The sequence below is a fragment of the Citrobacter sp. Cb080 genome (assembly GCF_030334745.1).
Lineage (GTDB): Bacteria > Pseudomonadota > Gammaproteobacteria > Enterobacterales > Enterobacteriaceae > Citrobacter > Citrobacter braakii.
Window position 1 is genome coordinate 102,204 of sequence record NZ_JAOWDG010000021.1, and the last position, 23,176, is coordinate 125,379.

At 52.0% G+C, this 23,176-nt stretch carries 18 protein-coding genes; 10 read left to right on the plus strand and 8 right to left on the minus strand.

The window, feature by feature from the left end; translation table 11 throughout:
- The first annotated feature begins 40 nt into the window (after nucleotides 1-40).
- The 3 genes from OGV38_RS00700 to OGV38_RS00710 all read left to right on the plus strand — a co-directional run bounded on the left by OGV38_RS00700 (nucleotide 41) and on the right by OGV38_RS00710 (nucleotide 2,995).
- Complete coding sequence (locus OGV38_RS00700) at nucleotides 41-1,582, plus strand: peptide MFS transporter (protein ID WP_016157127.1); 1,542 nt, start codon at nucleotides 41-43, stop codon at nucleotides 1,580-1,582.
- 63 nt (nucleotides 1,583-1,645) lie between these two features.
- Nucleotides 1,646-2,728 carry a Gfo/Idh/MocA family oxidoreductase gene (locus OGV38_RS00705; protein WP_269517392.1) on the plus strand — a complete coding sequence of 361 codons (1,083 nt, stop codon included), beginning with the start codon at nucleotides 1,646-1,648 and terminating at the stop codon, nucleotides 2,726-2,728.
- Between the two features lie 51 nt (nucleotides 2,729-2,779).
- The gene (locus OGV38_RS00710) at nucleotides 2,780-2,995 is read left to right on the plus strand and encodes a zinc ribbon domain-containing protein (protein WP_016157125.1); all 216 of its coding nucleotides are present in this window, start codon (nucleotides 2,780-2,782) and stop codon (nucleotides 2,993-2,995) included.
- Here the strand turns inward: OGV38_RS00710 and xseA are convergent.
- A complete protein-coding gene (xseA, locus tag OGV38_RS00715) occupies nucleotides 2,992-4,365 on the minus strand; it encodes an exodeoxyribonuclease VII large subunit (protein WP_104651162.1) in 1,374 nt (457 codons plus the stop codon). The two genes, OGV38_RS00710 and xseA, sit on opposite strands and share 4 nt — an antisense overlap.
- A 160-nt stretch (nucleotides 4,366-4,525) precedes the next feature.
- Between xseA and guaB the strand changes: the two genes are divergently transcribed.
- The gene (guaB, locus tag OGV38_RS00720; RefSeq protein ID WP_019077375.1) at nucleotides 4,526-5,992 is read left to right on the plus strand and encodes an IMP dehydrogenase; all 1,467 of its coding nucleotides are present in this window, start codon (nucleotides 4,526-4,528) and stop codon (nucleotides 5,990-5,992) included.
- A gap of 63 nt (nucleotides 5,993-6,055) precedes the next feature.
- Nucleotides 6,056-7,633, plus strand: coding sequence for a glutamine-hydrolyzing GMP synthase (gene guaA, locus OGV38_RS00725; RefSeq protein ID WP_016153990.1), 1,578 nt, complete (start codon nucleotides 6,056-6,058; stop codon nucleotides 7,631-7,633).
- 512 nt (nucleotides 7,634-8,145) lie between these two features.
- Here guaA and OGV38_RS00730 read toward each other — a convergent pair.
- The gene (locus OGV38_RS00730) at nucleotides 8,146-8,349 is read right to left on the minus strand and encodes a YfgG family protein (RefSeq protein WP_047416419.1); all 204 of its coding nucleotides are present in this window, start codon (nucleotides 8,347-8,349) and stop codon (nucleotides 8,146-8,148) included.
- Nucleotides 8,350-8,699: 350 nt separating this feature from the next.
- On the opposite strand from OGV38_RS00730, the gene OGV38_RS00735 reads away from it, so the two are divergent.
- The gene (locus tag OGV38_RS00735; protein WP_137351749.1) at nucleotides 8,700-10,970 is read left to right on the plus strand and encodes a bifunctional diguanylate cyclase/phosphodiesterase; all 2,271 of its coding nucleotides are present in this window, start codon (nucleotides 8,700-8,702) and stop codon (nucleotides 10,968-10,970) included.
- Here OGV38_RS00735 and ppx read toward each other — a convergent pair.
- The 4 genes from ppx to purM all read right to left on the minus strand — a co-directional run bounded on the left by ppx (nucleotide 10,950) and on the right by purM (nucleotide 16,452).
- Entirely contained in the window at nucleotides 10,950-12,491 is a 1,542-nt protein-coding gene (ppx, locus tag OGV38_RS00740) for an exopolyphosphatase (protein WP_047358231.1), read from the minus strand. The two genes, OGV38_RS00735 and ppx, sit on opposite strands and share 21 nt — an antisense overlap.
- 4 nt (nucleotides 12,492-12,495) lie before the next feature.
- A complete protein-coding gene (gene ppk1, locus OGV38_RS00745; RefSeq protein ID WP_003835119.1) occupies nucleotides 12,496-14,562 on the minus strand; it encodes a polyphosphate kinase 1 in 2,067 nt (688 codons plus the stop codon).
- Between the two features lie 214 nt (nucleotides 14,563-14,776).
- Nucleotides 14,777-15,418, minus strand: coding sequence for a phosphoribosylglycinamide formyltransferase (gene purN, locus OGV38_RS00750; protein ID WP_286472842.1), 642 nt, complete (start codon nucleotides 15,416-15,418; stop codon nucleotides 14,777-14,779).
- Nucleotides 15,415-16,452, minus strand: coding sequence for a phosphoribosylformylglycinamidine cyclo-ligase (gene purM / locus OGV38_RS00755; RefSeq protein WP_019077369.1), 1,038 nt, complete (start codon nucleotides 16,450-16,452; stop codon nucleotides 15,415-15,417). The genes purN and purM overlap by 4 nt, the downstream gene beginning before the upstream one ends.
- Nucleotides 16,453-16,747: 295 nt before the next feature.
- Between purM and OGV38_RS00760 the strand changes: the two genes are divergently transcribed.
- The 4 genes from OGV38_RS00760 (at nucleotide 16,748) to OGV38_RS00775 (ending at nucleotide 21,170) form a co-directional block, all read left to right on the plus strand.
- Nucleotides 16,748-18,178 carry a 6-phospho-beta-glucosidase gene (locus OGV38_RS00760; RefSeq protein WP_155574448.1) on the plus strand — a complete coding sequence of 477 codons (1,431 nt, stop codon included), beginning with the start codon at nucleotides 16,748-16,750 and terminating at the stop codon, nucleotides 18,176-18,178.
- A 183-nt stretch (nucleotides 18,179-18,361) separates the two neighbouring features.
- Nucleotides 18,362-18,988 (plus strand): uracil phosphoribosyltransferase, encoded by a 627-nt coding sequence (gene upp / locus OGV38_RS00765; protein WP_003835110.1) that lies wholly within the window; start codon nucleotides 18,362-18,364, stop codon nucleotides 18,986-18,988.
- Nucleotides 18,989-19,083: 95 nt separating this feature from the next.
- Nucleotides 19,084-20,373 (plus strand): uracil permease, encoded by a 1,290-nt coding sequence (gene uraA, locus OGV38_RS00770; protein WP_286472843.1) that lies wholly within the window; start codon nucleotides 19,084-19,086, stop codon nucleotides 20,371-20,373.
- A gap of 95 nt (nucleotides 20,374-20,468) precedes the next feature.
- A complete protein-coding gene (locus tag OGV38_RS00775) occupies nucleotides 20,469-21,170 on the plus strand; it encodes a DnaA inactivator Hda (RefSeq protein ID WP_200049399.1) in 702 nt (233 codons plus the stop codon).
- A gap of 35 nt (nucleotides 21,171-21,205) precedes the next feature.
- Here the strand turns inward: OGV38_RS00775 and arsC are convergent, their stop codons facing one another.
- Together arsC and bepA are read right to left on the minus strand one after the other, a co-directional pair.
- The gene (gene arsC, locus OGV38_RS00780) at nucleotides 21,206-21,565 is read right to left on the minus strand and encodes an arsenate reductase (glutaredoxin) (protein WP_046275209.1); all 360 of its coding nucleotides are present in this window, start codon (nucleotides 21,563-21,565) and stop codon (nucleotides 21,206-21,208) included.
- Nucleotides 21,566-21,652: 87 nt separating this feature from the next.
- Nucleotides 21,653-23,116 carry a beta-barrel assembly-enhancing protease gene (gene bepA, locus OGV38_RS00785; protein ID WP_269517390.1) on the minus strand — a complete coding sequence of 488 codons (1,464 nt, stop codon included), beginning with the start codon at nucleotides 23,114-23,116 and terminating at the stop codon, nucleotides 21,653-21,655.
- Between the last annotated feature and the right edge of the window lie 60 nt (nucleotides 23,117-23,176).

Consider the following 23,176-nt stretch of genomic DNA (forward strand, 5'->3'; position numbering starts at 1 on the left):
CGGTGTTTACACACACGACGACATAACTTTCGGGAGAATTATGCAATCCTCTGTTAATCAAAAAGAAAGCCGAACTTTCTTCGGCCATCCTTATCCGCTCGGCTCGCTGTTCTTCACAGAGATGTGGGAGCGCTTCTCGTTTTATGGCATTCGCCCGTTACTGATCCTGTTTATGGCTGCTACCGTTTATGACGGCGGCATGGGACTGGCACGTGAAAATGCCTCGGCGATTGTGGGTATCTTTGCCGGTACGATGTACCTCGCTGCGCTGCCGGGTGGCTGGCTGGCGGATAACTGGCTCGGCCAACAGAAAGCGGTGTGGTACGGTTCCATCCTGATTGCCCTCGGCCATCTGTCAATTGCGCTCTCCGCCATTATGGGGAACAACCTGTTCTTTATTGGTCTGATGTTTATTGTGCTCGGCTCCGGTCTGTTTAAGACCTGTATTTCGGTCATGGTTGGCACGCTGTACAAAAAAGGCGATGCGCGTCGCGACGGCGGCTTCTCGCTGTTCTACATGGGCATCAACATGGGGTCGTTTATCGCGCCGCTGATTTCCGGCTGGCTGATTAAAACTCACGGCTGGCACTGGGGCTTTGGCATTGGTGGTATCGGGATGTTGGTGGCGTTGATCATTTTCCGTGTATTTGCCGTTCCATCAATGAAACGCTACGACAGCGAAGTGGGGCTCGACTCCACCTGGAATAGCCCGGTAGTGAAACGTAACGGCGTGGGCGCGTGGCTGTTGGCGCTGGCCGTCGGTGCGGCGGTTATTGTTACGCTGATAGCGCAGGGCGTGATTGTAATTAATCCGGTCGCGGTTGCCAGCATGCTGGTGTATGTGATTGCAGCCTCCGTTGCGCTCTACTTTATCTACCTGTTCATCTTTGCCGGTCTGAACCGTAAAGAGCGCGCCAGACTGCTGGTCTGCTTTATCCTGCTGGTTTCCGCCGCGTTCTTCTGGTCCGCGTTTGAGCAGAAGCCAACTTCGTTCAACCTGTTCGCCAACGACTACACTAACCGTATGATCGGTGATTTTGAAATCCCGGCGGTCTGGTTCCAGTCGATAAACGCGCTGTTTATTATCCTGCTGGCACCGGTATTCAGTTGGGCATGGCCGAAGCTGGCAAGCATGAATATTCGCCCGAGTAGCATCACCAAGTTTGTTATCGGTATCCTCTTTGCGGCGGCAGGCTTCGGTCTGATGATGCTGGCGGCGCAAAACGTTCTCAGTAACGGCGGGGCAGGCGTTTCTCCATTCTGGCTGGTGGGCAGTATCCTGATGCTGACGCTTGGCGAGCTGTGCCTGAGTCCGATCGGTCTGGCGACAATGACGCTGCTGGCGCCGGAAAGAATGCGCGGGCAGATGATGGGCCTGTGGTTCTGCGCCAGTGCGCTGGGCAACCTGGCCGCAGGTTTGATTGGCGGTCATGTGAAGGCTGACCAACTGGATATGCTGCCGGATCTCTTCGCACGCTGCTCGATTGCGCTGCTGATCTGCGCTGCGGTACTGATCATCCTCATTGTTCCGATTCGTCGCATGCTGGAGAATACGCAAACTAAACCGGCAACTAGCGCCTGATAACACCTCGATTGTGCCGGGGCAGACGTTATGTCCCGGCTATTCAATTAACGAGGTAAGAGCATGCTGTTAGGATTTGTTGGGCTTGGTGCAGTCGTTGAAACGGCATACTTGCCCGCATTACGTAATATGTTCGGTGATGCACTACGCTGTGTGGGATTTGATGTTCAACCCGCAAAGCAGCCCGCAGACGTGACACGCTGTGCGTCGCTCGCTGAACTTCTTGCAATGCCGCTTGATACCCTGTTTATTACCACCGCATCCCTGCATCACCTCGATGTGCTTGAACAGGCGCTGGCGGCTCCCATCGCTCGTATTGTGGTCGAAAAGCCTCTTGTCGCCACGCTTTCCCAAATTGAAAAACTGAAAACGCTGCTGACTCAACCGGATGCTGCCAACCGCGTGCTGGCACTCGACCATTGGATGGCACGCAATGGTGCAATGCAGCTGGCGTTGGGCAAACTCGGAGCGCAGTGGCAGGGCGATAATCCGCAACAGGCACTTGTCTCTCATTTTTCACACATTGTTAAAATCGACGGTTTTTTGCAGGAACCGAGCGGGTTTAACGCTGTTGGAGAACCCATTGCGCTTAACTTTGCCACCGGTGAGCCGGATACCCGTGAGCTTCGTCATCCGGACGGTGTGATTCTGGACATTGGCACACATGTACTGGCAATGCTGCGTGAAACAGTGCGTTACCTGGGCGGTAATGACAGTATGACCTTGCAGGTGAAGAGCGCTAAAGACCGTCTGGGACGAAATATTGTAGAGGGCGACCTGACCACAGCAGAAGGAGAGGCGCATCTGCAGGGACAGATTAGCGGCATTCCGCTGGACATCTGGCTGAATAAATACGCGGGGCCGGCTGGCGGACAAAAAGGCTTGCGCCTTTGTCTGCGCGATGGTCGTGTCATTAGCCATGATCGCCGTGGTGTCGAGGATGTGCTCGAATTGATTGACGGTGATGTTGTACAACGCTGGAGTCTGCCTGGTAGTGTATATGCCCATTGTCTGGTGGAGCATATTCTGGGCGCGCAAAGTCTGTTTGAACGCAGTCCACAGGAAGTGAGCCGCACGACGCAGCGCAGGCTGGAGGAAGTGGAGTGCCTGTTAACGTTACAGCAGCAGTTACGCGGGCGGCATTAAACGCATCGTGTTAAACTCAGCGCAGTAATGGATCCCTGTACTGGAGTCGCTATGTCTATTATTTGCCCGGATTGTCATGCAGAGCTGGAGCCGCAAAACGGTATGGCGCACTGTGATAACTGTAATAAAGATATTCAGTTAGAAGCGCACTGCCCGGAGTGCAATCAGCCGCTGCAGGTGCTTAAAGCCTGTGGCGCGGTGGATTATTTCTGCCAGAACGGTCATGGCCTTATCTCGAAGAAACGCGTGGCGTTTGTGCCGCTTTAATCCTGTTTTTTCCTGCGCGTTTTCTTTGTCTTCGTGACAGCTCTCACTTCGCTTTCCACCCATCCGTCAGACAGGCGGGTGGTGAGCACATCACCTGCTGTAACCTGTTTAGTCTGTTTCAGCACTTCACCCTCTTTTGCGGTCGTCACGCTATAACCGCGGGCCAGCGTGGCCAGTGGGCTGACTGCCTCAAGATGGGTAACCGCGTTGCCAAAACGCTCGCGCTGATCGCTTAAACGCGCACGGATATTTTCCGCCAGTCGGTATTCCAGTTGCTGAATGCGTGTTTGCGCACGGTAAATACGCGGCTGCGGGTTTTGCTGATTCAGACGCTGCAGCATGCGCTGCTGACGCTGATTTGCCTGTTTAATCTTATTCTCAAGTGCGAAGTTCATTCTCTGACGCAGTCGTTCCAGCACGGTCTGTTGACGGGCCAGACGCAGTTGCGGATGCTGCTGTTGCAAGCGGTGATGAAGCTGGGTAAATCGACGAGTACGATTGACGAGGTAGTAGTCCATCGCCATCTCCAGACGCTGCTGACCATGCTGTATTTGACGCAGCAGTTCAAGCTGATTACGGCTGACAATTTCTGCTGCCGCCGACGGCGTAGGTGCCCGTAAATCTGCAATAAAATCGGCAATAGTGACATCGGTTTCATGGCCGACGGCGCTGACAACTGGAATGCGGCTGGCAAAGATCGCCCGTGCAACACGTTCGTCGTTAAAGCTCCACAAATCTTCCAGCGAGCCGCCGCCGCGCCCGACGATCAGCACATCGCACTCGCCCCGCGCGTTCGCCAGTTCAATGGCCCGAACGATCTGCCCTGGCGCATCATCGCCCTGGACTGCGGTCGGGTAGATAATAACGGGCAGGGAAGGGTCGCGACGCTTCAGGACGTGGAGGATATCGTGCAGCGCGGCGCCGGTTTTAGAGGTGATTACCCCGACGCAGTGGGCCGGTGAGGGCAGCGTTTTTTTGAACTGCTGATCGAATAGCCCTTCAGCCTGCAGTTTGGCCTTGAGTTGCTCATATTTTTGCTGCAGCAAACCTTCGCCCGCTGGCTGCATGCTCTCAACAATTATCTGATAGTCGCCGCGCGGCTCGTACAATGTAATGTTGGCGCGTACCAGTACCTGCTGACCGTGCTGTGGTCGGAACGTTACCCGGCGATTGCTGTTGCGAAACATCGCGCAGCGTACCTGAGCGGTGTCATCTTTGAGCGTGAAATACCAGTGACCGGAGGACGGCTGAGTGAAATTCGAAATTTCACCGCTGATCCACACTTGTCCCATTTCCTGCTCAAGCAGCAAACGAACCGTCTGATTCAGGCGGCTTACGGTAAAAATTGAGGTGGTCTGAGAGGATAACATGTGAGCGGGATCAAATTCTAAATCAGCAAGTTATTCAGTCGAAAGTAACATGCTCACAGAGGAGCGCAAGGTTTTTTTGCAAAAAAGTGTGGATGCAATCGGTTACGCTCTGTATAATGCCGCGGCAATATTTAATAACCTCCCAGGTGAGATATTGCCCATGCTACGTATCGCAAAAGAAGCCCTGACGTTTGACGACGTCCTCCTCGTTCCCGCTCATTCTACCGTTCTGCCGAATACTGCTGATCTCAGCACCCAGTTGACGAAAACCATTCGCCTGAACATTCCTATGCTCTCCGCAGCAATGGACACCGTGACGGAAGCGCGCCTGGCAATTGCCCTGGCCCAGGAAGGCGGCATCGGTTTTATCCACAAAAACATGTCTATTGAGCGCCAGGCGGAAGAAGTTCGTCGCGTGAAGAAACACGAATCTGGCGTCGTGACCGACCCACAAACCGTACTGCCAACCACCACTCTGCGCGAAGTAAAAGAACTGACCGAGCGTAACGGTTTCGCAGGCTACCCGGTTGTGACTGAAGATAACGAACTGGTCGGCATCATCACTGGTCGTGACGTACGGTTTGTGACTGATCTGAATCAGCCGGTTAGCGTCTACATGACGCCGAAAGAGCGTCTGGTGACCGTTCGTGAAGGCGAAGCACGCGATGTTGTCTTTGCCAAAATGCACGAAAAACGCGTCGAGAAAGCGCTGGTTGTTGACGACAGCTTCCATCTGCTCGGCATGATCACCGTTAAAGATTTCCAGAAAGCGGAACGTAAACCTAACGCCTGTAAAGACGAGCATGGTCGTCTGCGCGTTGGGGCTGCTGTAGGCGCAGGTGCGGGTAACGAAGAGCGTGTTGACGCGCTGGTTGCCGCTGGCGTGGATGTTCTGCTGATTGACTCCTCTCACGGTCACTCAGAAGGCGTACTGCAGCGTATCCGCGAAACTCGTGCTAAATACCCGGATCTGCAGATCATCGGGGGGAACGTTGCGACTGGTGCAGGCGCTCGCGCGCTGGCGGAAGCCGGCTGCAGCGCTGTTAAAGTCGGTATCGGCCCAGGCTCCATCTGTACTACCCGTATCGTTACCGGCGTCGGTGTACCGCAGATCACCGCCGTTTCTGACGCCGTTGAAGCGCTGGAAGGCACTGGTATTCCGGTTATTGCCGATGGCGGTATTCGTTTTTCCGGCGACATCGCAAAAGCGATCGCTGCCGGTGCTTCTGCAGTGATGGTTGGCTCTATGCTGGCGGGGACTGAAGAATCTCCGGGCGAAATCGAACTGTATCAGGGCCGTTCTTACAAATCATACCGTGGTATGGGCTCTCTGGGCGCGATGTCCAAAGGTTCTTCCGACCGTTATTTCCAGAGCGATAACGCCGCTGACAAACTGGTCCCGGAAGGTATCGAAGGTCGCGTTGCGTATAAAGGCCGCCTGAAAGAGATCATTCACCAGCAGATGGGTGGCCTGCGCTCCTGTATGGGTCTGACCGGCTGTGGTACTATCGACGCGCTGCGAACAAAAGCAGAGTTTGTACGTATCAGCGGTGCGGGTATTCAGGAAAGTCACGTTCACGATGTGACCATCACCAAAGAGTCCCCTAACTACCGCATGGGCTCCTGATAAGTTTCCGCGCCCGGCTATATGCCGGGCGAATTTGTTTCACTTGCCTCGGAATTAGCGTCAATGACAGACAATATTCATAAACATCGCATTCTCATCCTTGATTTCGGATCTCAGTACACTCAGCTGGTTGCTCGTCGCGTACGTGAACTGGGCGTCTATTGTGAACTGTGGGCGTGGGATGTTACGGAAGCACAAATTCGCGAATTCAACCCAAGCGGTATCATTCTTTCCGGTGGTCCGGAAAGCACCACTGAAGAAAACAGCCCGCGTGCGCCGGAATACGTTTTCACTGCGGGCGTGCCTGTGTTCGGCGTGTGCTACGGCATGCAGACTATGGCAATGCAGCTCGGTGGCCATGTTGAAGGTTCTAACGAACGTGAATTCGGCTATGCGCAGGTTGAAGTTCAGACCGACAGCGCGCTGATCCGCGGTATTGAAGACTCTCTGACCGCAGACGGCAAACCACTGCTGGACGTGTGGATGAGCCACGGCGACAAAGTGACCGCTATTCCGGAAGGTTTCGTGACCGTTGCCAGCACCGACAACTGCCCGTTTGCCATCATGGCGCACGAGGAAAAACGTTTCTACGGTGTGCAGTTCCACCCGGAAGTTACCCACACTCGTCAGGGGATGCGCATGCTGGAGCGTTTTGTGCGCGACATCTGCCAGTGTGAAGCGCTGTGGACCCCGGCAAAAATTATCGATGACGCCGTTGCCCGCATTCGTGAGCAGGTTGGCACTGATAAAGTGATCCTCGGCCTCTCCGGCGGCGTTGACTCCTCCGTCACCGCGATGCTGCTGCACCGTGCGATTGGCAAAAACCTGACCTGTGTGTTCGTCGACAACGGTCTGCTGCGTCTCAACGAAGCTCAGCAGGTGATGGATATGTTCGGCGACCATTTCGGCCTGAACATCATTCATGTTGAAGGTGAAAAGCGTTTCCTGGACGCGCTGAAAGGCGAGAACGATCCGGAAGCTAAACGTAAAATCATCGGCCGCGTGTTCGTGGAAGTCTTCGACGAAGAAGCGCTGAAGCTGGAAGACGTTAAGTGGCTGGCGCAGGGAACCATCTATCCGGACGTGATCGAATCCGCGGCTTCTGCCACCGGTAAAGCGCACGTCATCAAATCTCACCACAACGTGGGCGGTTTGCCGAAAGAGATGAAGATGGGTCTGGTTGAACCGCTGCGTGAGCTGTTCAAAGACGAAGTGCGTAAGATTGGTCTGGAACTGGGTCTGCCGTACGACATGCTGTACCGTCACCCATTCCCGGGGCCGGGTCTGGGCGTACGCGTGCTGGGCGAAGTGAAGAAAGAGTACTGCGACCTGCTGCGCCGTGCGGATGCTATCTTCATTGAGGAACTGCACAACGCTGACCTGTACAACAAAGTGAGCCAGGCGTTCACCGTGTTCCTGCCAGTACGTTCCGTTGGCGTCATGGGCGATGGCCGTAAGTACGACTGGGTTGTTTCCCTGCGTGCTGTTGAAACCATCGACTTTATGACCGCGCACTGGGCGCACCTGCCGTATGACTTCTTAGGCCGCGTCTCTAACCGCATTATCAACGAAGTTAACGGTATTTCCCGCGTGGTGTATGACATCAGCGGTAAGCCGCCAGCTACGATTGAGTGGGAATAATATTCCTCCCGTTTAGCGGTTTCTGAACCGGTAGTATGTAAAAGCCCTCTTTTTACAGAGGGCTTTTTATTGCGCGAATTTTATCGATGCGACAGACCTGCTCGATAGTAGGGTTAATCACACACTTAACGTCTTCGCTCCATTCAACACCGCTTTTTATTTACGGAAATAATGAAAAACACTCATGGTATTACCCTGTAGAATTTAATAATGGTAACAATTCAAATAAGCATTTAATTTCATGTGAAATATGAATGTTTTAGTCAGTGATATTTTCTGGAGATATTAATTAGCGTCAATTTGAGCGCAGTGTAGTGGGATTAAAAGATTGTGTATTTGTGCGAAAAACACGGTTGATTATCCGATATATCAGCACGTATGGGTGAGTAAGACTGCGTGAAGTTTCATCACTCAAATCCCTTACCGGATGGTTAAATATCAGGCGATTAGCCATCCGGTAAGGAATCTTAATGCTGTAGTATCATCGGCTCGGCTCGGCTCGGCTCGAGCGATCAGCGTACGTCAGTTTGTGCAGGAGATGCCTGTTGCGGCAGGGTGATCTGCTGAGATTCTTTTTTGTTCTGGTGGTGGTGCCACGCACCTATGGCGGAGTAGACGAAGCGTCCGAAGAAGAAAAGAAAGCTGATAAGCAGTACGATCCGGATCATGCGACTGTTAAATCGGTGTCGTTTGCGTAGGCTGGTAACCTGGCTCACAAAAGGTTCCTTGTAGTGTACCCAACTGAGGGCGATAGTCACATTAAGGCATACTGTGAGGGAATGGTCAATTTTTCGTTATGTAAAATTGCTTCAGTTGTTTTATCTATTTATGTTATGGAAATTAATATTATTATTTGCATTAATAATGAGATAACGATAAAAAACCATGAAAAGAGTAATAATTGATTAATGAGGGACTTATTTATTGATGTGTATCAAGCATCACCCTTTGCTGACAACTAAAATTGATGAGTCATTTTAATGTATTTAACTTTATCGTTTTAACGTCAGGTGGGATGCCTGTCCGAATACCCCCTGCAGGATGTGCGGGATTCTACTGAGCATCTATGAAACTCAATAAAAATTATATTGGTATTAGAGATAGATGGTGGGCGTTACCTCTCATCTTGCCTTCCTTGCTGTTGCCTATATTGAGCACTGCTAACACCTATGCCCATATTAGTACCGGGAACGTAATTCTTTTCTACCTGCCTTTAGCGCTGATGATTAGCCTGATGTTGTTTTTTGGCTGGGCGGCATTACCAGGAATTATCATTTCCATCATTTGGTACAAATATCCGCAGGTTGGGTTATTTGAAATGCTTTCAATAATTTCGCACTTTATAGTTACGATAGTGCTTAGTTGGGGAGGGTATAAAGTTTTTGCTCCCCGGCGGAATAACGTTTCTTACGGTGACTCCCACCTGATGTTTCAGCACATGTTTTGGCAGGTTTTCTGCCCGGCAACGCTGTTTCTACTATTCTTCCATTTCGCCGCGTTTGTGGGCGTCTATGAGAGCAAATCCGGCATGGTGGGCGTTATGCCCCTTAATACCGGCACGTTGATCAACTATCAGGCCATGCTGGCCGGGAATCTGGTTGGGGTTCCACTGTGCTACTTTATAATTCGCACGATTCGTAATCCTTTGTATATCAGAGGCTATTTATCTCAATTAAAGCAGCAGTTTGATACCAAAGTTACCAAAACAGAGTTTGCGGTCTGGTTGATTATATTGACCATACTAATGACATTGTTGTGTATGCCGCTAGATGAGAAAAGCTCGATATTTAGCACGAATTATACCTTGTCACTGATGCTGCCCGTCATGCTATGGGGAGCTATGCGTTACGGTTATAAATTTATTTCGTTAATATGGATGCTCGTACTCATTACAGCAATTCATTATTATCAACGCTATATGCCCTGGTATTCGGGTTACGATGTGCAGCTTGCCATTACCTCATCGAGTTATCTGGTTTTTTCCTTCATTGTGAATTTTATTGCCGTACTGGCAACGCGGCAGAGAATTGTCGCCAGACATTCTCATCGTCTGGCCTTCTTTGACCCCATGGTGCATATTCCGAATTTGCGCGCTTTGAACCGGGATTTGAGAAAAGCGCCATGGTCAGTGCTTTGCTTTTTGAGTGTTCCGGGTATGGAACTGCTGGTGAAAAATTACGGCATTATGCTACGTATCCAGTACAAGCAAAAACTTGCCCAGTGGGTAAAGCCATTGCTGAAACAAGATGAGCATGTCTATCAGTTATCGGGTAATGATTTAGTCCTGCGGTTTAACACCGAGTCGCATCAGGAGCGTATTGAAGCGCTGGACAGGCATATCAAGCAGTTTCGTTTTATCTGGGATGGCATGCCTTTACAGCCGCAGGTGGGGATTAGTTTTTGCTATGTCCGTTCTCCTGTTAACCACATCTACTTGTTACTGGGGGAGTTAAGCACTATCGCCGAGCTTTCTCTGGCGACCAATGCGCCAGAGAATTTGCAGCGCCGAGGCGTGATGCACCTGCAACGTGACCTGAAAGATAAGGTTGCGATGATGAATCGTCTGCAACTGGCGCTGGAGCACCATCGCTTTTTCCTGATGGCGCAGCCGATTTCAGGCGTGCGCGGCGATGTTTATCACGAAATTCTGCTGCGGCTCGAGGGGGATGATGGTGAAACCATCGGTCCTGACAGCTTCTTACCGGTAGCGCATGAGTTTGGATTGTCATCCAGCATCGATCTGTGGGTGATTGAAAATACGCTGAAGTTTATGGCGCAGAATCGGGAAAAAATGCCCGCTCGTCGGTTTGCTATTAACTTATCTCCCACGTCGGTATGCCGTGCCCGGCTTCCGCATGACATCAACCAACTGCTGATTAAGTACAAAGTTGAACCGTGGCAGCTGATTTTTGAAGTAACGGAAAGCAATGCCTTAACCAATGCGGAACAGGCGCAGGCAACGTTACTGCAGCTGCAATCATTGGGCTGTCAGATTGCGATTGATGATTTTGGTACCGGATATGCCAGCTATGCGCGGCTGAAGAATGTGAATGCCGATATTCTGAAAATTGATGGCAGCTTTATTCGCAACATCGTTTCGAATAGCCTCGACTATCAAATCGTGGCCTCTATTTGCCATCTGGCGCGGATGAAAAGAATGCTGGTGGTCGCGGAGTACGTCGAAAGTGAAGAAATACGCAGTGCGGTAATTTCGCTGGGGATTGATTACATGCAGGGGTATCTGATTGGTAAACCGCAGCCGTTGCATGAAATGTTGGAAGAGCAGGTGCCAGAAGAACTGGCACCTGCTGAGAGCTTATGCGGCGATATCGGGTGAACTCTCTTCTTCAATTTTGAGACGCCAGCCGGTAACGGCTTCCCAGTATTGCTGCTCTTTTTCCAGATCGAGCAGCACCAGCGCATTCTGGCTAAACCAGTCATGCGGAAAGCGTAAGGTCCAGTGGTTGTCGTCGGTAATTAGGGTCAGCGTCGGTGGCGTGGTGGTCGCCTGTCGCTGATTATTCAGCAGCACGCCCAGGCGCAACAGCTGAATTAACGGCAGAAACTGTTTTTTCTTGAACAGCGTAAAGCGCGGCAAATCATCCAGTTTCACCGCTTTGCGATGATATCGAACCAGGGTTGCCATCATCAGCTGTTGTTCCTGATTGAAACCCGGTAAATCGCTGTTTTGGAGGATATACGCCGAGTGGCGATGTAAACCGCTGTGGTTGATGTTCAGCCCAACCTCATGCAGCATCGCCGCCCAGCGCAGCAACGCTTCCAGTTGTGGATTGGCCAGCTTTGGCTGCTGCGTATGCCACTGGTCGTACATTTGCATCGTCGTTTCCAGTACGCGCCGGGCCTGTTCGCTGTCGATATTGTACTGGTTCGCCAGGCTGCTCGCGGTACGACTGCGAACGTCCTGGTGGCGAAAACGACCTTCCATCTCATACAGCACGCCTTCGCGTAGTGCGCCATCAGAAAGGCGGAGTTCGCGGATAGCCAGTGCGTCAAAAACGCCGCACAGAATCGCGAGTCCCGGCACAAACACCGCTTTTCGCTCTTCAGACAGCCCCGGCAGGCTGAGCGCATCGAATGACGCATGCTTTAGCACTTCGGATCGCAGTTTGTCCAGGCGTTCGGGGGTGATAAAACCATCTTTCTCGCCCATCTCCAGCAGCACTTCGTGTGCCGCTTTAATCGTGCCCGACGCGCCCAGCGCAACGTTCCAGCCCTGAATGCGAAACTGCCAGGTTAAGGTTTCAAGCTTTTGCGCTGCCGCCATGCGCGCACGCTGGAAGTTTTCCCGACTAATAGCGCCGCCCGGGAAATACATCTGAGCAAAACTGACGCAGCCCATACGACGGCTTTCCACCAGTTTGGGCTCGAAATCTTCGCCGATCACCAGTTCTGTTGAACCACCGCCGATATCAATAACCAGCTTACGACCCTTTTCCGGCTGGGTGTGCTCCACGCCCATAAAAATCAGTCGGGCTTCTTCATTACCGGAAATAATCTCAATAGGGTAGGGGATAACTTTTTCTGCTCGCTTGAGAAAATCGGTCGCATTTAGCGCCTGACGCAAAGTATGGGTTCCCACGATGCATACGCTTGATGGGGGAAAGCCCTGCAGACGTTCGGCGAACAGCGACAGGCAGCTTAATCCGCGCTCCATTGCCTCTTCGCTCAGCTTGTTATCTTCGCCGAGGCCATCCGCCAGATGAACGCGCTGTTTCAGTCGCCCGATAATCTGCATTGCGCCATCAACCACGCGGGCAATGACCATATGGAAACTGTTTGAACCAAGGTCGACCGCAGCAAATTCCTGCGGTCGTGGAGTCTTGTCGTGTATTGGCATAGCGTTAGTCAGGTTGCTCGAGTGATTTGATGTAGTCGTATATCGCCAATTGTGACTGAACCTTACGGCGGTTTCCGCGCGGTACGTAGCGATTACTGAGTTCTTTATCGATGAAGCGAGCCTTCACCGTGTCGCTGAACAGGATATCGATAATATCCAGCACCCGTTGCTTAAGACGCGGGTCCAGCAGCGGTGTGGCGACTTCGATGCGATAGTCGATATTCCTGGTCATCCAGTCTGCGGAGGAGAGGTATACCTGCTTGTCGCCACCGTTTTCGAAGATATAAACCCGGTCGTGTTCAAGGTAGCGGTCAACTATGCTTATCACGCGAATATTGTCGCTAATGCCTTCCAGATTCGGAATCAAAGAGCACATACCGCGAATCAATAAATTGACTGGCACGCCTGAGCTTGAGGCCGCATAGAGACGATCAACCAGGCCTTTATCGACCAGGTTATTCAGTTTTAGGGTGATACCGGAAGGCTGTCCTTGCTGCGCGTTGGCGATTTCTTTGTCAATCATCGCGTACAGCAAACGGCGCGAGTTCTGCGGAGAAACCAGCAGATAATCGAATGTCACCGGACGATACGGGTTCTCGATGAAGTTGAACACCCGACGAACCTCGTTGGTAATGCGTGAGTCGGCGGTAAGTAACGAGTAGTCGGTATAGAGACGCGCCGTTTTTTCGTTGAAGTTCCCCGTCCCGATATGCGCATAGCGCACAACTTCATCACCTTCTTTACGCGAGATAAGGAACAATTTTGCGTGAATTTTCAGGCCCGGCGCGGAGAAGATGACGTGAACGCCAGCCTCGGTAAGACGCTTGGCCCAATGAATGTTGGCTTCTTCATCAAAGCGAGCCTGCAATTCTACCACCACGGTGACTTTCTTACCGTTGTGCGCAGCATGGATCATCGAATCAATGATGCGCGAGTCTTTGGCCACACGGTAGATGTTGATTTTTATCGCCAGCACGCTCGGGTCGAAAGAGGCCTGGCGCAACAGTTCAAGAACGTGCTCAAAAGTGTGATACGGATAATATAGCAGCACGTCGCGTTCGCGAACGGCGTCAAAGCCGTTACGAAACTTCTCGTTATCGAACCAGATATGGCGCAAACGCGGCAGCGGTTTGTTCACCAGGTTAGCTTTGCCAACGTTGGGGAAATTAATAAAGTCTTTGAAGTTATGGTAACGCCCACCGGGAACAATCGAGTCGTAGCGAGAAATCGTCAGCTTTTCACGCAGTACCTCGACCAGTGCATTGGGCATGTCGCGCTGATAGACAAAACGTACAGGCTCTGCGGTCAGACGCTGTTTCAGACTGGACGACATCAGCTCCATCAGGCTCGATTCCATCTCGTGCACCAAATCGTATTCGGCGTCGCGAGTCATTTTCATCGAATAGGCGTTCAGCGCATCGTAATCAAAGAACCCTTTGAAAATGTCGTCAAGGCAGTAGCGTAAGATGTTGTCCAGCAGGATCATCGGTTTGCGACGGCGCGGGGTTTCCGGCGGTAGATTCACAAAACGGGGAACCTTGTCGGAAGGGATTTCCAGCAGCGCGTAGCGGATCGTATCGCCGCGGATAATTTCCACCGCCAGATAGGTGTAGTCATCTTTCAGAAACTGAACTAAATCCGTCTCGCGGTTGATCAGGATCGGTGTAATGTGCTGGCGAAGATATTGTTTGAAGTAGTGGCGTAACCAGCTCTGTTGATTGACCGACAACTGACGTTCATTGATAAGGAAAATCTGGTTGCGCGCCATCTCCAGCAGCAACTCGTTGTACAGGCCGTCAAATTCCTGATCGGCTTTTAATACGCGGGCCTGGATTTTACCTAACAGATGGCGGGAGTGAGAGTTTGAACCCTGTTCTTCGCTAATAATGATTCGGCGCTTCAGTTCGGCGAAACGAACCTTATAAAACTCGTCGAGATTATTGGAATAGATGCCTAAGAAACGCATCCGTTCGATCAACGGGTTTGACTTATCAGCAGCTTCCTGGAGTACACGTTCGTTGAACGCTAACCAGCTGAGTTCTTTCTCGATATATAGCTTTTCCTGACCCATTACCACTTTTACTCCGTTTCATTCACGGGACACTACCGATTTATTATGGCGAGCATTGCTCTCAGATGTCCAACAGTGCCAGAAAAATATGACAATAAACCGTCTGATAGCAAAGAGAAAGGGGGGGGCGTAGATGAATACCGGAGATGTTAACCGGAAAAGGTATTTATGCCTGTAAACCGGATGGTGAGATCCGGTTTACAGGTTGATTTTATTATTCGTCGGCGGCGTAGCCTTGTGGCGGCAGACGAGCGCCGTCCAGCCATGCTGCGTTATCACGCATTTTCAGGCGACCATCAGTAAACCAGCTTACCACCAGCGGGTAAATGGTATGTTCCTGGGCCTGGACTCGTGCCGTGACATCATCTTCGCTGTCGCCTTCAAATACCGGAACCTTGGCCTGGAGAATAACCGGTCCGCCGTCCAGTTCATCGGTGACGAAATGGACGGAGGTGCCATGCTCTTCATCGCCGTTTTCCAGAACCTGACGGTGCGTGTGCAGGCCAGGATACTTCGGCAATAAAGACGGGTGGATATTCAGCAATCGTTCAGAATAGTGAGCAACAAACGCCGGACTTAGAATGCGCATATAACCGGCCAGCACCACGACATCGGGGGCATAAGCGTCGATCTCTTGTATCAGTTGCTGGTCGAATGCTTCGCGACTGGCAAACTGGGCGGCTTCCAGCGAGTGTGCAGGAATATTCGCTTCGCGTGCGCGCTCAAGGCCGAACGCATCGGCCTTGTTACTGAATACTGCACGTATGGTGCCATTGATTTTATTCTGTTCGCAGGCATCGATTATCGCCTGCAAATTGCTTCCGTTGCCGGAAATGAGCACCACAATGTTTTTCATTCAATGACCACACGCTGTTCGGAATCAGAAGCTTTGATGATACCGATTTTCCATGCGTTTTCACCTTTCTCATTGAGCAAAGCAAGGGCTTTGTCCACTTCAGAAGCTGGCAGGGCGATAACCATGCCTACGCCGCAGTTAAAGGTGCGATACATCTCATGCTGGCTGACGTTACCCGCCGTTTGCAGCCAGTTGAAGACGGCTGGCCACTGCCATGAAGATTCGTCGATCACAGCCTGCGTGTTGTCTGGCAGAACGCGTGGAATATTTTCCCAGAAACCACCGCCGGTCAGGTGGGCAATGGCATGCACATCAACCTTCTCAATCAATTCCAGAATGGATTTGACATAAATGCGGGTCGGGGCCAGTAAGTGATCGGCCAGCGGCTTGCCTTCAAGCTCGGTGGTTTCCGGGTCACAACCGCTGACTTCAACAATTTTGCGCACCAGAGAGTAGCCGTTGGAGTGCGGACCGCTGGAGCCGAGTGCAATCAGTACGTCGCCGTCAGCCACTTTTGAACCGTCGATGATCTCTGATTTTTCGACGACGCCAACGCAGAAGCCTGCCACGTCGTAATCTTCGCCGTGGTACATCCCCGGCATTTCAGCCGTTTCACCGCCGACAAGCGCACAGCCAGACTGCAGACAGCCTTCGGCAATACCGTTAATGACGCTGGCTGCGGTATCCACATCCAGTTTGCCGGTAGCATAGTAGTCGAGGAAAAACAGCGGCTCAGCGCCCTGAACCACGAGGTCGTTGACGCACATTGCGACGAGGTCAATGCCGATAGTGTCGTGGCGTTTCAGATCCATCGCCAGACGCAGTTTTGTGCCGACGCCATCAGTGCCGGAAACCAGTACCGGTTCACGATATTTTTGCGGCAATGCGCACAGCGCACCGAAGCCACCCAGACCACCCATAACTTCCGGACGACGAGTTTTCTTTACTACGCCTTTGATTCGATCAACCAGAGCATTACCTGCATCAATATCAACACCGGCATCTTTGTAGCTAAGAGAGGTTTTATCGGTCACTGCCTGCTTCCCCACATGTTTACTTGCAGTAAAAGTTAAATTCGGCGCAATTCTAACAGGGAAAGCAAACGTTTGCGAGCCTGCTCTGCATCAAGTTTTATGTGCTGATTTTTTCAGCATTTTACAATCATTTATCTATTTGTTTGAACTGCGCCACGAAAATGAAACCGGGTACAGTCTTGTGCTTGAAACCTGCCTGCTGAATACACAGTATCGTACTGAAACCGGTTTCTGTTTTCTGTTGCAGACCTCATCAACAGCGTTTTGCACAGAGTAATCACGAGAGGGGAAGGGGATGTCAGGATTTAAAGCAGATTTCATGTGGGGTGGTGCCGTAGCCGCTCATCAACTGGAAGGTGGCTGGCAGGAAGGTGGAAAAGGAATTAGCGTTGCCGATGTCATGACGGCGGGGGCGCATGGCGTGGCGCGTGAAATCACTGACGGTGTGATTGCCGGTAAAAACTACCCTAACCACGACGCCATCGATTTTTATCACCGCTATAAAGACGACATTAAACTGTTTGCCGAAATGGGGTTTAAATGTTTTCGTACTTCGATTGCCTGGACGCGTATTTTCCCCTTAGGCGACGAAGCGCAACCCAATGAGGCTGGCCTGCAGTTCTATGATGACCTGTTTGACGAATGCCTGAAATATGGCATTGAACCGGTGATTACGTTGTCGCATTTCGAGATGCCATACCATCTGGTGACGGAATATGGCGGCTGGCGTAACCGTAAGCTTATCGATTTCTTTGTCCGTTTTGCCGCAGTGGTTTTTACCCGTTACCAGCACAAAGTGAAGTACTGGATGACGTTTAATGAAATTAACAACCAGGCAAATTATCACGAAGACTTCGCGCCTTTTACTAACTCTGGCCTGAAATACCAGCCCGGTGAAGACCGCGAGCCGGTTATGTACCAGGCGGCGCACTATGAACTGGTGGCAAGCGCACTGGCGGTAAAGGCTGCGCGTGAGATTAACCCGGCATTGCAGATAGGGTGCATGATTGCCATGTGTCCTATCTATCCACTGACCTGCGCGCCGGACGATATGATGATGGCGATGAACGCCATGCACCGGCGTTACTGGTTTACCGATGTCCATGTGCGCGGCAAATACCCGCAGCATCTTCTCAACTACTTTGCCCGGCGTGGCTTTGATCTTGATATCACCGAGGAAGACCGTCAGGCGCTGACCGAGGGTTGTGTCGATTACATCGGCTTTAGCTACTATATGTCTTTCGCAACGCAGGCCACGGTAGACAACCCACAGCTGGACTACGACGAGTCGAAAAGCCTGGTTTCCAACCCGTACGTGCAGAAATCGGACTGGGGCTGGCAGATTGATCCCGTTGGTCTGCGCTATTCGCTGAACTGGTTCTGGGATCATTACCAACTGCCGCTGTTTATCGTCGAAAACGGCTTTGGTGCGATTGACGTGCAGCAGGCCGACGGATCGGTGGATGATTCCTATCGTATTGACTATATGGCCGCACATATCAGCGAAATGAAAAAAGCGGTAGTGGAAGATGGCGTGGACCTGATGGGTTATACCCCGTGGGGTTGTATTGACTTAGTCTCAGCCGGGACGGGGGAGATGAAAAAACGCTACGGCTTTATCTATGTTGATAAAAATAATGACGGAAGCGGAACGTTAGCACGCTCGCCGAAGAAATCTTTTTCATGGTATCAAAACGTTATCCAGACCAATGCTGAATATCTATAAAATTCATAGCATTGACAGCCAGCCCCGCTAATAATGCGGGGCTTGTTTTATACTCATCATCCAGACGCAAACGACTTTGGTTGATCCATATCAAGCGTATCCAGTGTTGCGCCAGAGACGAAAAGCGGTATAATCCGGCGATTTTTTTTGTGGTTGCCACTCGTCTGAGGAAAGGAGAAGAGTATGAAGATCGTGGAAGTCAAACACCCACTCGTCAAACACAAGCTGGGACTGATGCGTGAAAACGACATCAGCACTAAACGCTTTCGTGAACTCGCCTCGGAAGTTGGCAGCCTGCTGACTTATGAAGCAACCGCTGGTCTGGAAACCGAAAAGGTGACCATTGAAGGCTGGAACGGTCCGGTTGAAGTTGACCAAATCAAAGGTAAAAAAATCACCGTTGTGCCAATCCTGCGTGCGGGCCTGGGCATGATGGAAGGCGTACTGGAAAACGTTCCGAGCGCGCGTATCAGCGTGGTTGGTATGTACCGTAACGAAGAAACGCTGGAGCCGGTTCCGTACTTCCAGAAGCTGGTATCTAACATCGATGAGCGTATGGCGCTGATCGTTGACCCGATGCTGGCAACCGGCGGTTCCGTTATCGCCACCATCGACCTGCTGAAAAATGCAGGCTGCACCAGCATTAAAGTGCTGGTCCTGGTTGCGGCACCGGAAGGTATCGCGGCACTGGAAAAAGCGCACCCGGATGTTGAGCTGTACACGGCCTCCATCGATCAGGGGTTGAACGAGCACGGATACATTATTCCGGGGCTCGGCGATGCCGGCGATAAGATTTTTGGTACCAAGTAAACGAATAAGTGAAAAGAAGCCGACTTTAAGAGTCGGCTTTTTTTTGAATATAACAACCCAAGGCTAATAACAAACAACACTCAGAGGAAAACACTATGACGCGCCGTGCTATCGGGGTGAGTGAAAGACCGCCGCTTTTACAGACAATCCCGCTTAGTTTGCAGCACCTGTTCGCCATGTTTGGCGCAACGGTACTGGTGCCAGTCCTGTTCCACATCAACCCGGCTACCGTTCTGCTGTTTAACGGCATTGGTACGTTGCTGTATCTCTTTATCTGTAAAGGTAAAATTCCTGCGTATCTGGGTTCCAGCTTCGCATTTATTTCCCCGGTACTGCTGTTGCTGCCGTTAGGGTATGAAGTGGCGCTGGGTGGTTTCATTATGTGCGGCGTTCTGTTCTGCCTGGTTTCTTTCATCGTTAAGAAAGCAGGAACCGGCCGGCTGGATGTCATGTTCCCTCCTGCGGCGATGGGCGCAATCGTTGCCGTCATCGGTCTGGAGCTGGCTGGCGTCGCTGCGGGCATGGCGGGGTTACTGCCCGCAGAGGGACAATTACCGGATTCAAAAACCATCATCATCTCAATGGTGACGCTGGCGGTTACGGTATTTGGCTCTGTACTGTTCCGCGGTTTTATGGCGATTATCCCGATTCTGATTGGGGTGCTGGCCGGCTACGCGCTCTCCTTCGTGATGGGAGTCGTGGACACCACGCCGATTGCGCAGGCCCACTGGTTTGCTCTGCCAACGTTCTACACGCCGCGCTTTGAATGGGTTGCCATTCTGACCATCCTGCCGGCGGCGCTGGTGGTCATCGCTGAACACGTTGGACACCTGGTGGTAACGGCGAATATCGTGAAAAAAGATTTGATTCGCGATCCTGGCCTGCATCGTTCAATGTTTGCCAACGGCCTGTCTACGGTTATCTCTGGTTTCTTCGGCTCTACGCCGAACACCACGTACGGTGAAAATATTGGCGTAATGGCGATTACTCGTGTTTACAGTACCTGGGTTATCGGCGGCGCGGCAATTTTTGCCATTCTGCTCTCCTGTGTGGGCAAGCTGGCGGCGGCGATCCAAATCATTCCACTGCCGGTCATGGGTGGCGTATCGCTGCTGCTGTACGGCGTGATTGGTGCTTCCGGTATTCGCGTACTGATCGAGTCAAAAGTTGACTACAACAAAGCGCAAAACCTGATCCTGACCTCGGTTATTTTGATCATTGGCGTGAGTGGTGCGAAAGTTCACATTGGTGCCGCTGAGCTGAAAGGCATGGCGCTGGCGACCATTGTTGGCGTTTGTCTGAGCCTGATTTTCAAAGTTATCAGCCTGCTGCGTCCGGAAGAAGTCGTGCTTGACGCGGAAGATGCCGACAGTCCGCAACAGTAAATCTCTTACCGGGTGGCGATGCTGCCCGGTTCTATCACGACGTATTTCTGTGTTAAACTCAACGCGATTTTATGAAATCCTGGGTTGAGGTATCTCTGAACACACCGGCACAGCTCTCTTTGCCACTTTATCTTCCTGACGACGAAACTTTCGCAAGTTTCTGGCCGGGGGATAACTCCTCTTTACTGGCTGCACTGCAAAACGTGCTGCGTCAGGACCATAGCGGGTATATTTATCTCTGGTCGCGTGAAGGCGCTGGCCGTAGTCATTTGCTGCATGCAGCCTGTGCGGAACTGTCCGCGCGCGGCGATGCGGTAGGCTATGTGCCGCTCGACAAGCGTACCTGGTTCGTCCCCGAGGTGCTCGACGGTATGGAGCATTTATCGCTGGTATGCATCGATAACATCGAATGTGTGGCCGGGGATTCGCTGTGGGAAATGGCGATCTTTGATCTCTACAACCGCATCCTGGAGTCGGGGAAAACGCGTCTGCTGATCACCGGCGATCGCCCGCCAAGACAGCTGAATCTGGGGTTGCCGGATCTCGCCTCGCGCCTGGACTGGGGACAAATCTACAAGCTGCAGCCGCTTTCCGATGAAGATAAGCTGCAGGCGTTGCAATTACGCGCCAGACTTCGTGGGTTTGAACTGCCGGAAGATGTGGGACGCTTCCTGCTCAAGCGTCTGGATCGAGAAATGCGTACGCTGTTTATGACGTTGGATCAGCTTGATCACGCATCGATCACCGCCCAGCGTAAGCTGACCATTCCATTCGTAAAAGAGATACTGAAGCTGTAAGCGCCGCAGCCGAAAAAACTGCGGCAGGTTTCAGGTTAACCGATGATTTCCAGTACCTGCTCCGGCGGGCGTCCAATTCTCGCCTGGCCTTTGGCAACCACAATCGGGCGCTCCATCAATTTCGGGTTTTCCACCATTGCCTGAATCAGCGCATCTTCACTCAGATTTACGTCCGCCAGATTAAGTGACTTATAGAGATCTTCTTTCTGGCGCATCAGCTCGCGCGCGCTGGACATGCCCAGCATCTGCAGCAATTCACGCAGGGTTGTGGCGTCAGCCGGGGTTTCCAGATACAACACCACTTCCGGGTCCACACCGTTGGACTTCAGTAACTCCAGCGTTTCACGGCTCTTGGAGCAGCGTGGGTTATGGTAGATTTTAATCGCGTCTGACATGACTTCTCCTTGCATAACAATCCTGCCGGATGGCGACCAAAAGACCTTATCCGGCCTACATATCGCCATCCGGCAAGGGTTCGATAATTACATTTTCGTATACGGTTTAAAGCGCTCTTGCAGTTGGCGTAGCTGGTCGATACGGGCATCGTATCTGGCCTGCAGCTGGCTACCCAGCTTGACCTGTGAGCTTGCGCTGCTGAGCATCGAAATCGCCTGATCCAGACGTCCTGCGAGGGCATACCCTTCCGCGCGGGCTGCCAGCTCCTGGTCGCGGTTGTTCAGGTTGGCTTCCGTTTGCGCTAACAGATCCCAGCCGTTAGGGTCGTCCTTATGGTTAAACGTATAGCGATTCAGGATGGTCGCTGCCTCTTTGGCTTGCCCGGCCTGTAAATACGCATTTGCCAGGTTGAGCTGCAGTACCGGGTTGGTGCGCAGGTCGCGGGCGTTTTTCAACCGATTAATGGCATCGCTGGTTTTCTTCTGACCGAGATCGATATCCGTTGCCAGGTCGAGATACCAGGCATTGTTAGCATCTGCCGCCAGCAGCGGTTGCAGTGCTTTACGTGCCTCGTCATATTTACTGGCCTCCATTGCCTGCAATGCCCGGCCATACTGCGCCGCACGTTGCTCACGTATGTTGCCTTTCGACCAGTTACTCAGCAGGTCATCGGTCAGCTGGTTGCGACCAGAGTTGTACATGCCTAAGGTGCGTGCCTTGGCCAGATAAAAATCTTCTGAAGACTGGACGACAGCCGGACGCATTTGGTTGGCGCGGTTACGGGCATCCGACAGACGGCTTTCTGGCAGGGGGTGAGTCAGCAAAATTTCTGGTGGACGCGAAGAGTAACGGGCCTGATCGAGCAATTTTTCCAGAAACGTCGGCATGGCCTGGGGATCGAATCCCGAGCGTTGCAGTACCTGAATACCGATGCGGTCTGCTTCCTGTTCGTTTTGCTGCGTAAAGCTAATCATCCCCTGACGTGTACCCGCCAGCGTACCGGTCAGCGCCGCCATACCCGCCTGCGGGCTGGCCATCGCCAATAAAATTGACCCTAACGCACCCACCCACGTTAGCGGCGCGCTGCGTTTCTGGTCTTCCATTGCACGCGCCAGGTGACGCTGCGTAACGTGGGAAATTTCGTGCGCCATAACCGATGCCAGTTGGCTTTCGTTATCGGAATAGCGGAACAGTGCGGAGTGCAAAACAACGTTGCCGCCAAAGAAAGCAAAGGCGTTGATTTCATCGTTGTTAATCAAAAAGAAGGTGAAGGGCGTTTTTACCGAGTCGGCGTGCGAGACCAGACGCATCCCCAGCGCATTAATGTATTGCGTCAGCAACGGATCGTTAATTAATGGCGCACTGCCGCGCAGCTGGCGTACATAATAATCGCCCATCTGCATTTCCTGTCCTATGGAAAGCGTACTCCCTGCCGAGGTTCCCATATCAGGTAGGGTGTCCGCGGTTTCTGCAAATGCGGGCGCAACCTGACCGATGGTCAGTGCAGCAATGAGGGTAGCAACCAGGTTTTTTTTCAACTGCCTGAACATAACCTCTGTCCTGTATTCTTTTTTGAGATAGCCATTTGACCAATGCCGTGAAGTTTCGTT

Bases quoted from the DNA above. Each gene is read 5' to 3' on its own strand.
- OGV38_RS00700 (WP_016157127.1), top strand. From the start codon at position 41: ATGCAATCCTCTGTTAATCAAAAAGAAAGCCGAACTTTCTTCGGCCAT.
- OGV38_RS00705 (WP_269517392.1), top strand. From the start codon at position 1,646: ATGCTGTTAGGATTTGTTGGGCTTGGTGCAGTCGTTGAAACGGCATAC.
- OGV38_RS00710 (WP_016157125.1), top strand. From the start codon at position 2,780: ATGTCTATTATTTGCCCGGATTGTCATGCAGAGCTGGAGCCGCAAAAC.
- xseA (WP_104651162.1), bottom strand. From the start codon at position 4,365: ATGTTATCCTCTCAGACCACCTCAATTTTTACCGTAAGCCGCCTGAAT.
- guaB (WP_019077375.1), top strand. From the start codon at position 4,526: ATGCTACGTATCGCAAAAGAAGCCCTGACGTTTGACGACGTCCTCCTC.
- guaA (WP_016153990.1), top strand. From the start codon at position 6,056: ATGACAGACAATATTCATAAACATCGCATTCTCATCCTTGATTTCGGA.
- OGV38_RS00735 (WP_137351749.1), top strand. From the start codon at position 8,700: ATGAAACTCAATAAAAATTATATTGGTATTAGAGATAGATGGTGGGCG.
- ppx (WP_047358231.1), bottom strand. From the start codon at position 12,491: ATGCCAATACACGACAAGACTCCACGACCGCAGGAATTTGCTGCGGTC.
- ppk1 (WP_003835119.1), bottom strand. From the start codon at position 14,562: ATGGGTCAGGAAAAGCTATATATCGAGAAAGAACTCAGCTGGTTAGCG.
- purN (WP_286472842.1), bottom strand. From the start codon at position 15,418: ATGAAAAACATTGTGGTGCTCATTTCCGGCAACGGAAGCAATTTGCAG.
- OGV38_RS00760 (WP_155574448.1), top strand. From the start codon at position 16,748: ATGTCAGGATTTAAAGCAGATTTCATGTGGGGTGGTGCCGTAGCCGCT.
- upp (WP_003835110.1), top strand. From the start codon at position 18,362: ATGAAGATCGTGGAAGTCAAACACCCACTCGTCAAACACAAGCTGGGA.
- uraA (WP_286472843.1), top strand. From the start codon at position 19,084: ATGACGCGCCGTGCTATCGGGGTGAGTGAAAGACCGCCGCTTTTACAG.
- arsC (WP_046275209.1), bottom strand. From the start codon at position 21,565: ATGTCAGACGCGATTAAAATCTACCATAACCCACGCTGCTCCAAGAGC.
- bepA (WP_269517390.1), bottom strand. From the start codon at position 23,116: ATGTTCAGGCAGTTGAAAAAAAACCTGGTTGCTACCCTCATTGCTGCA.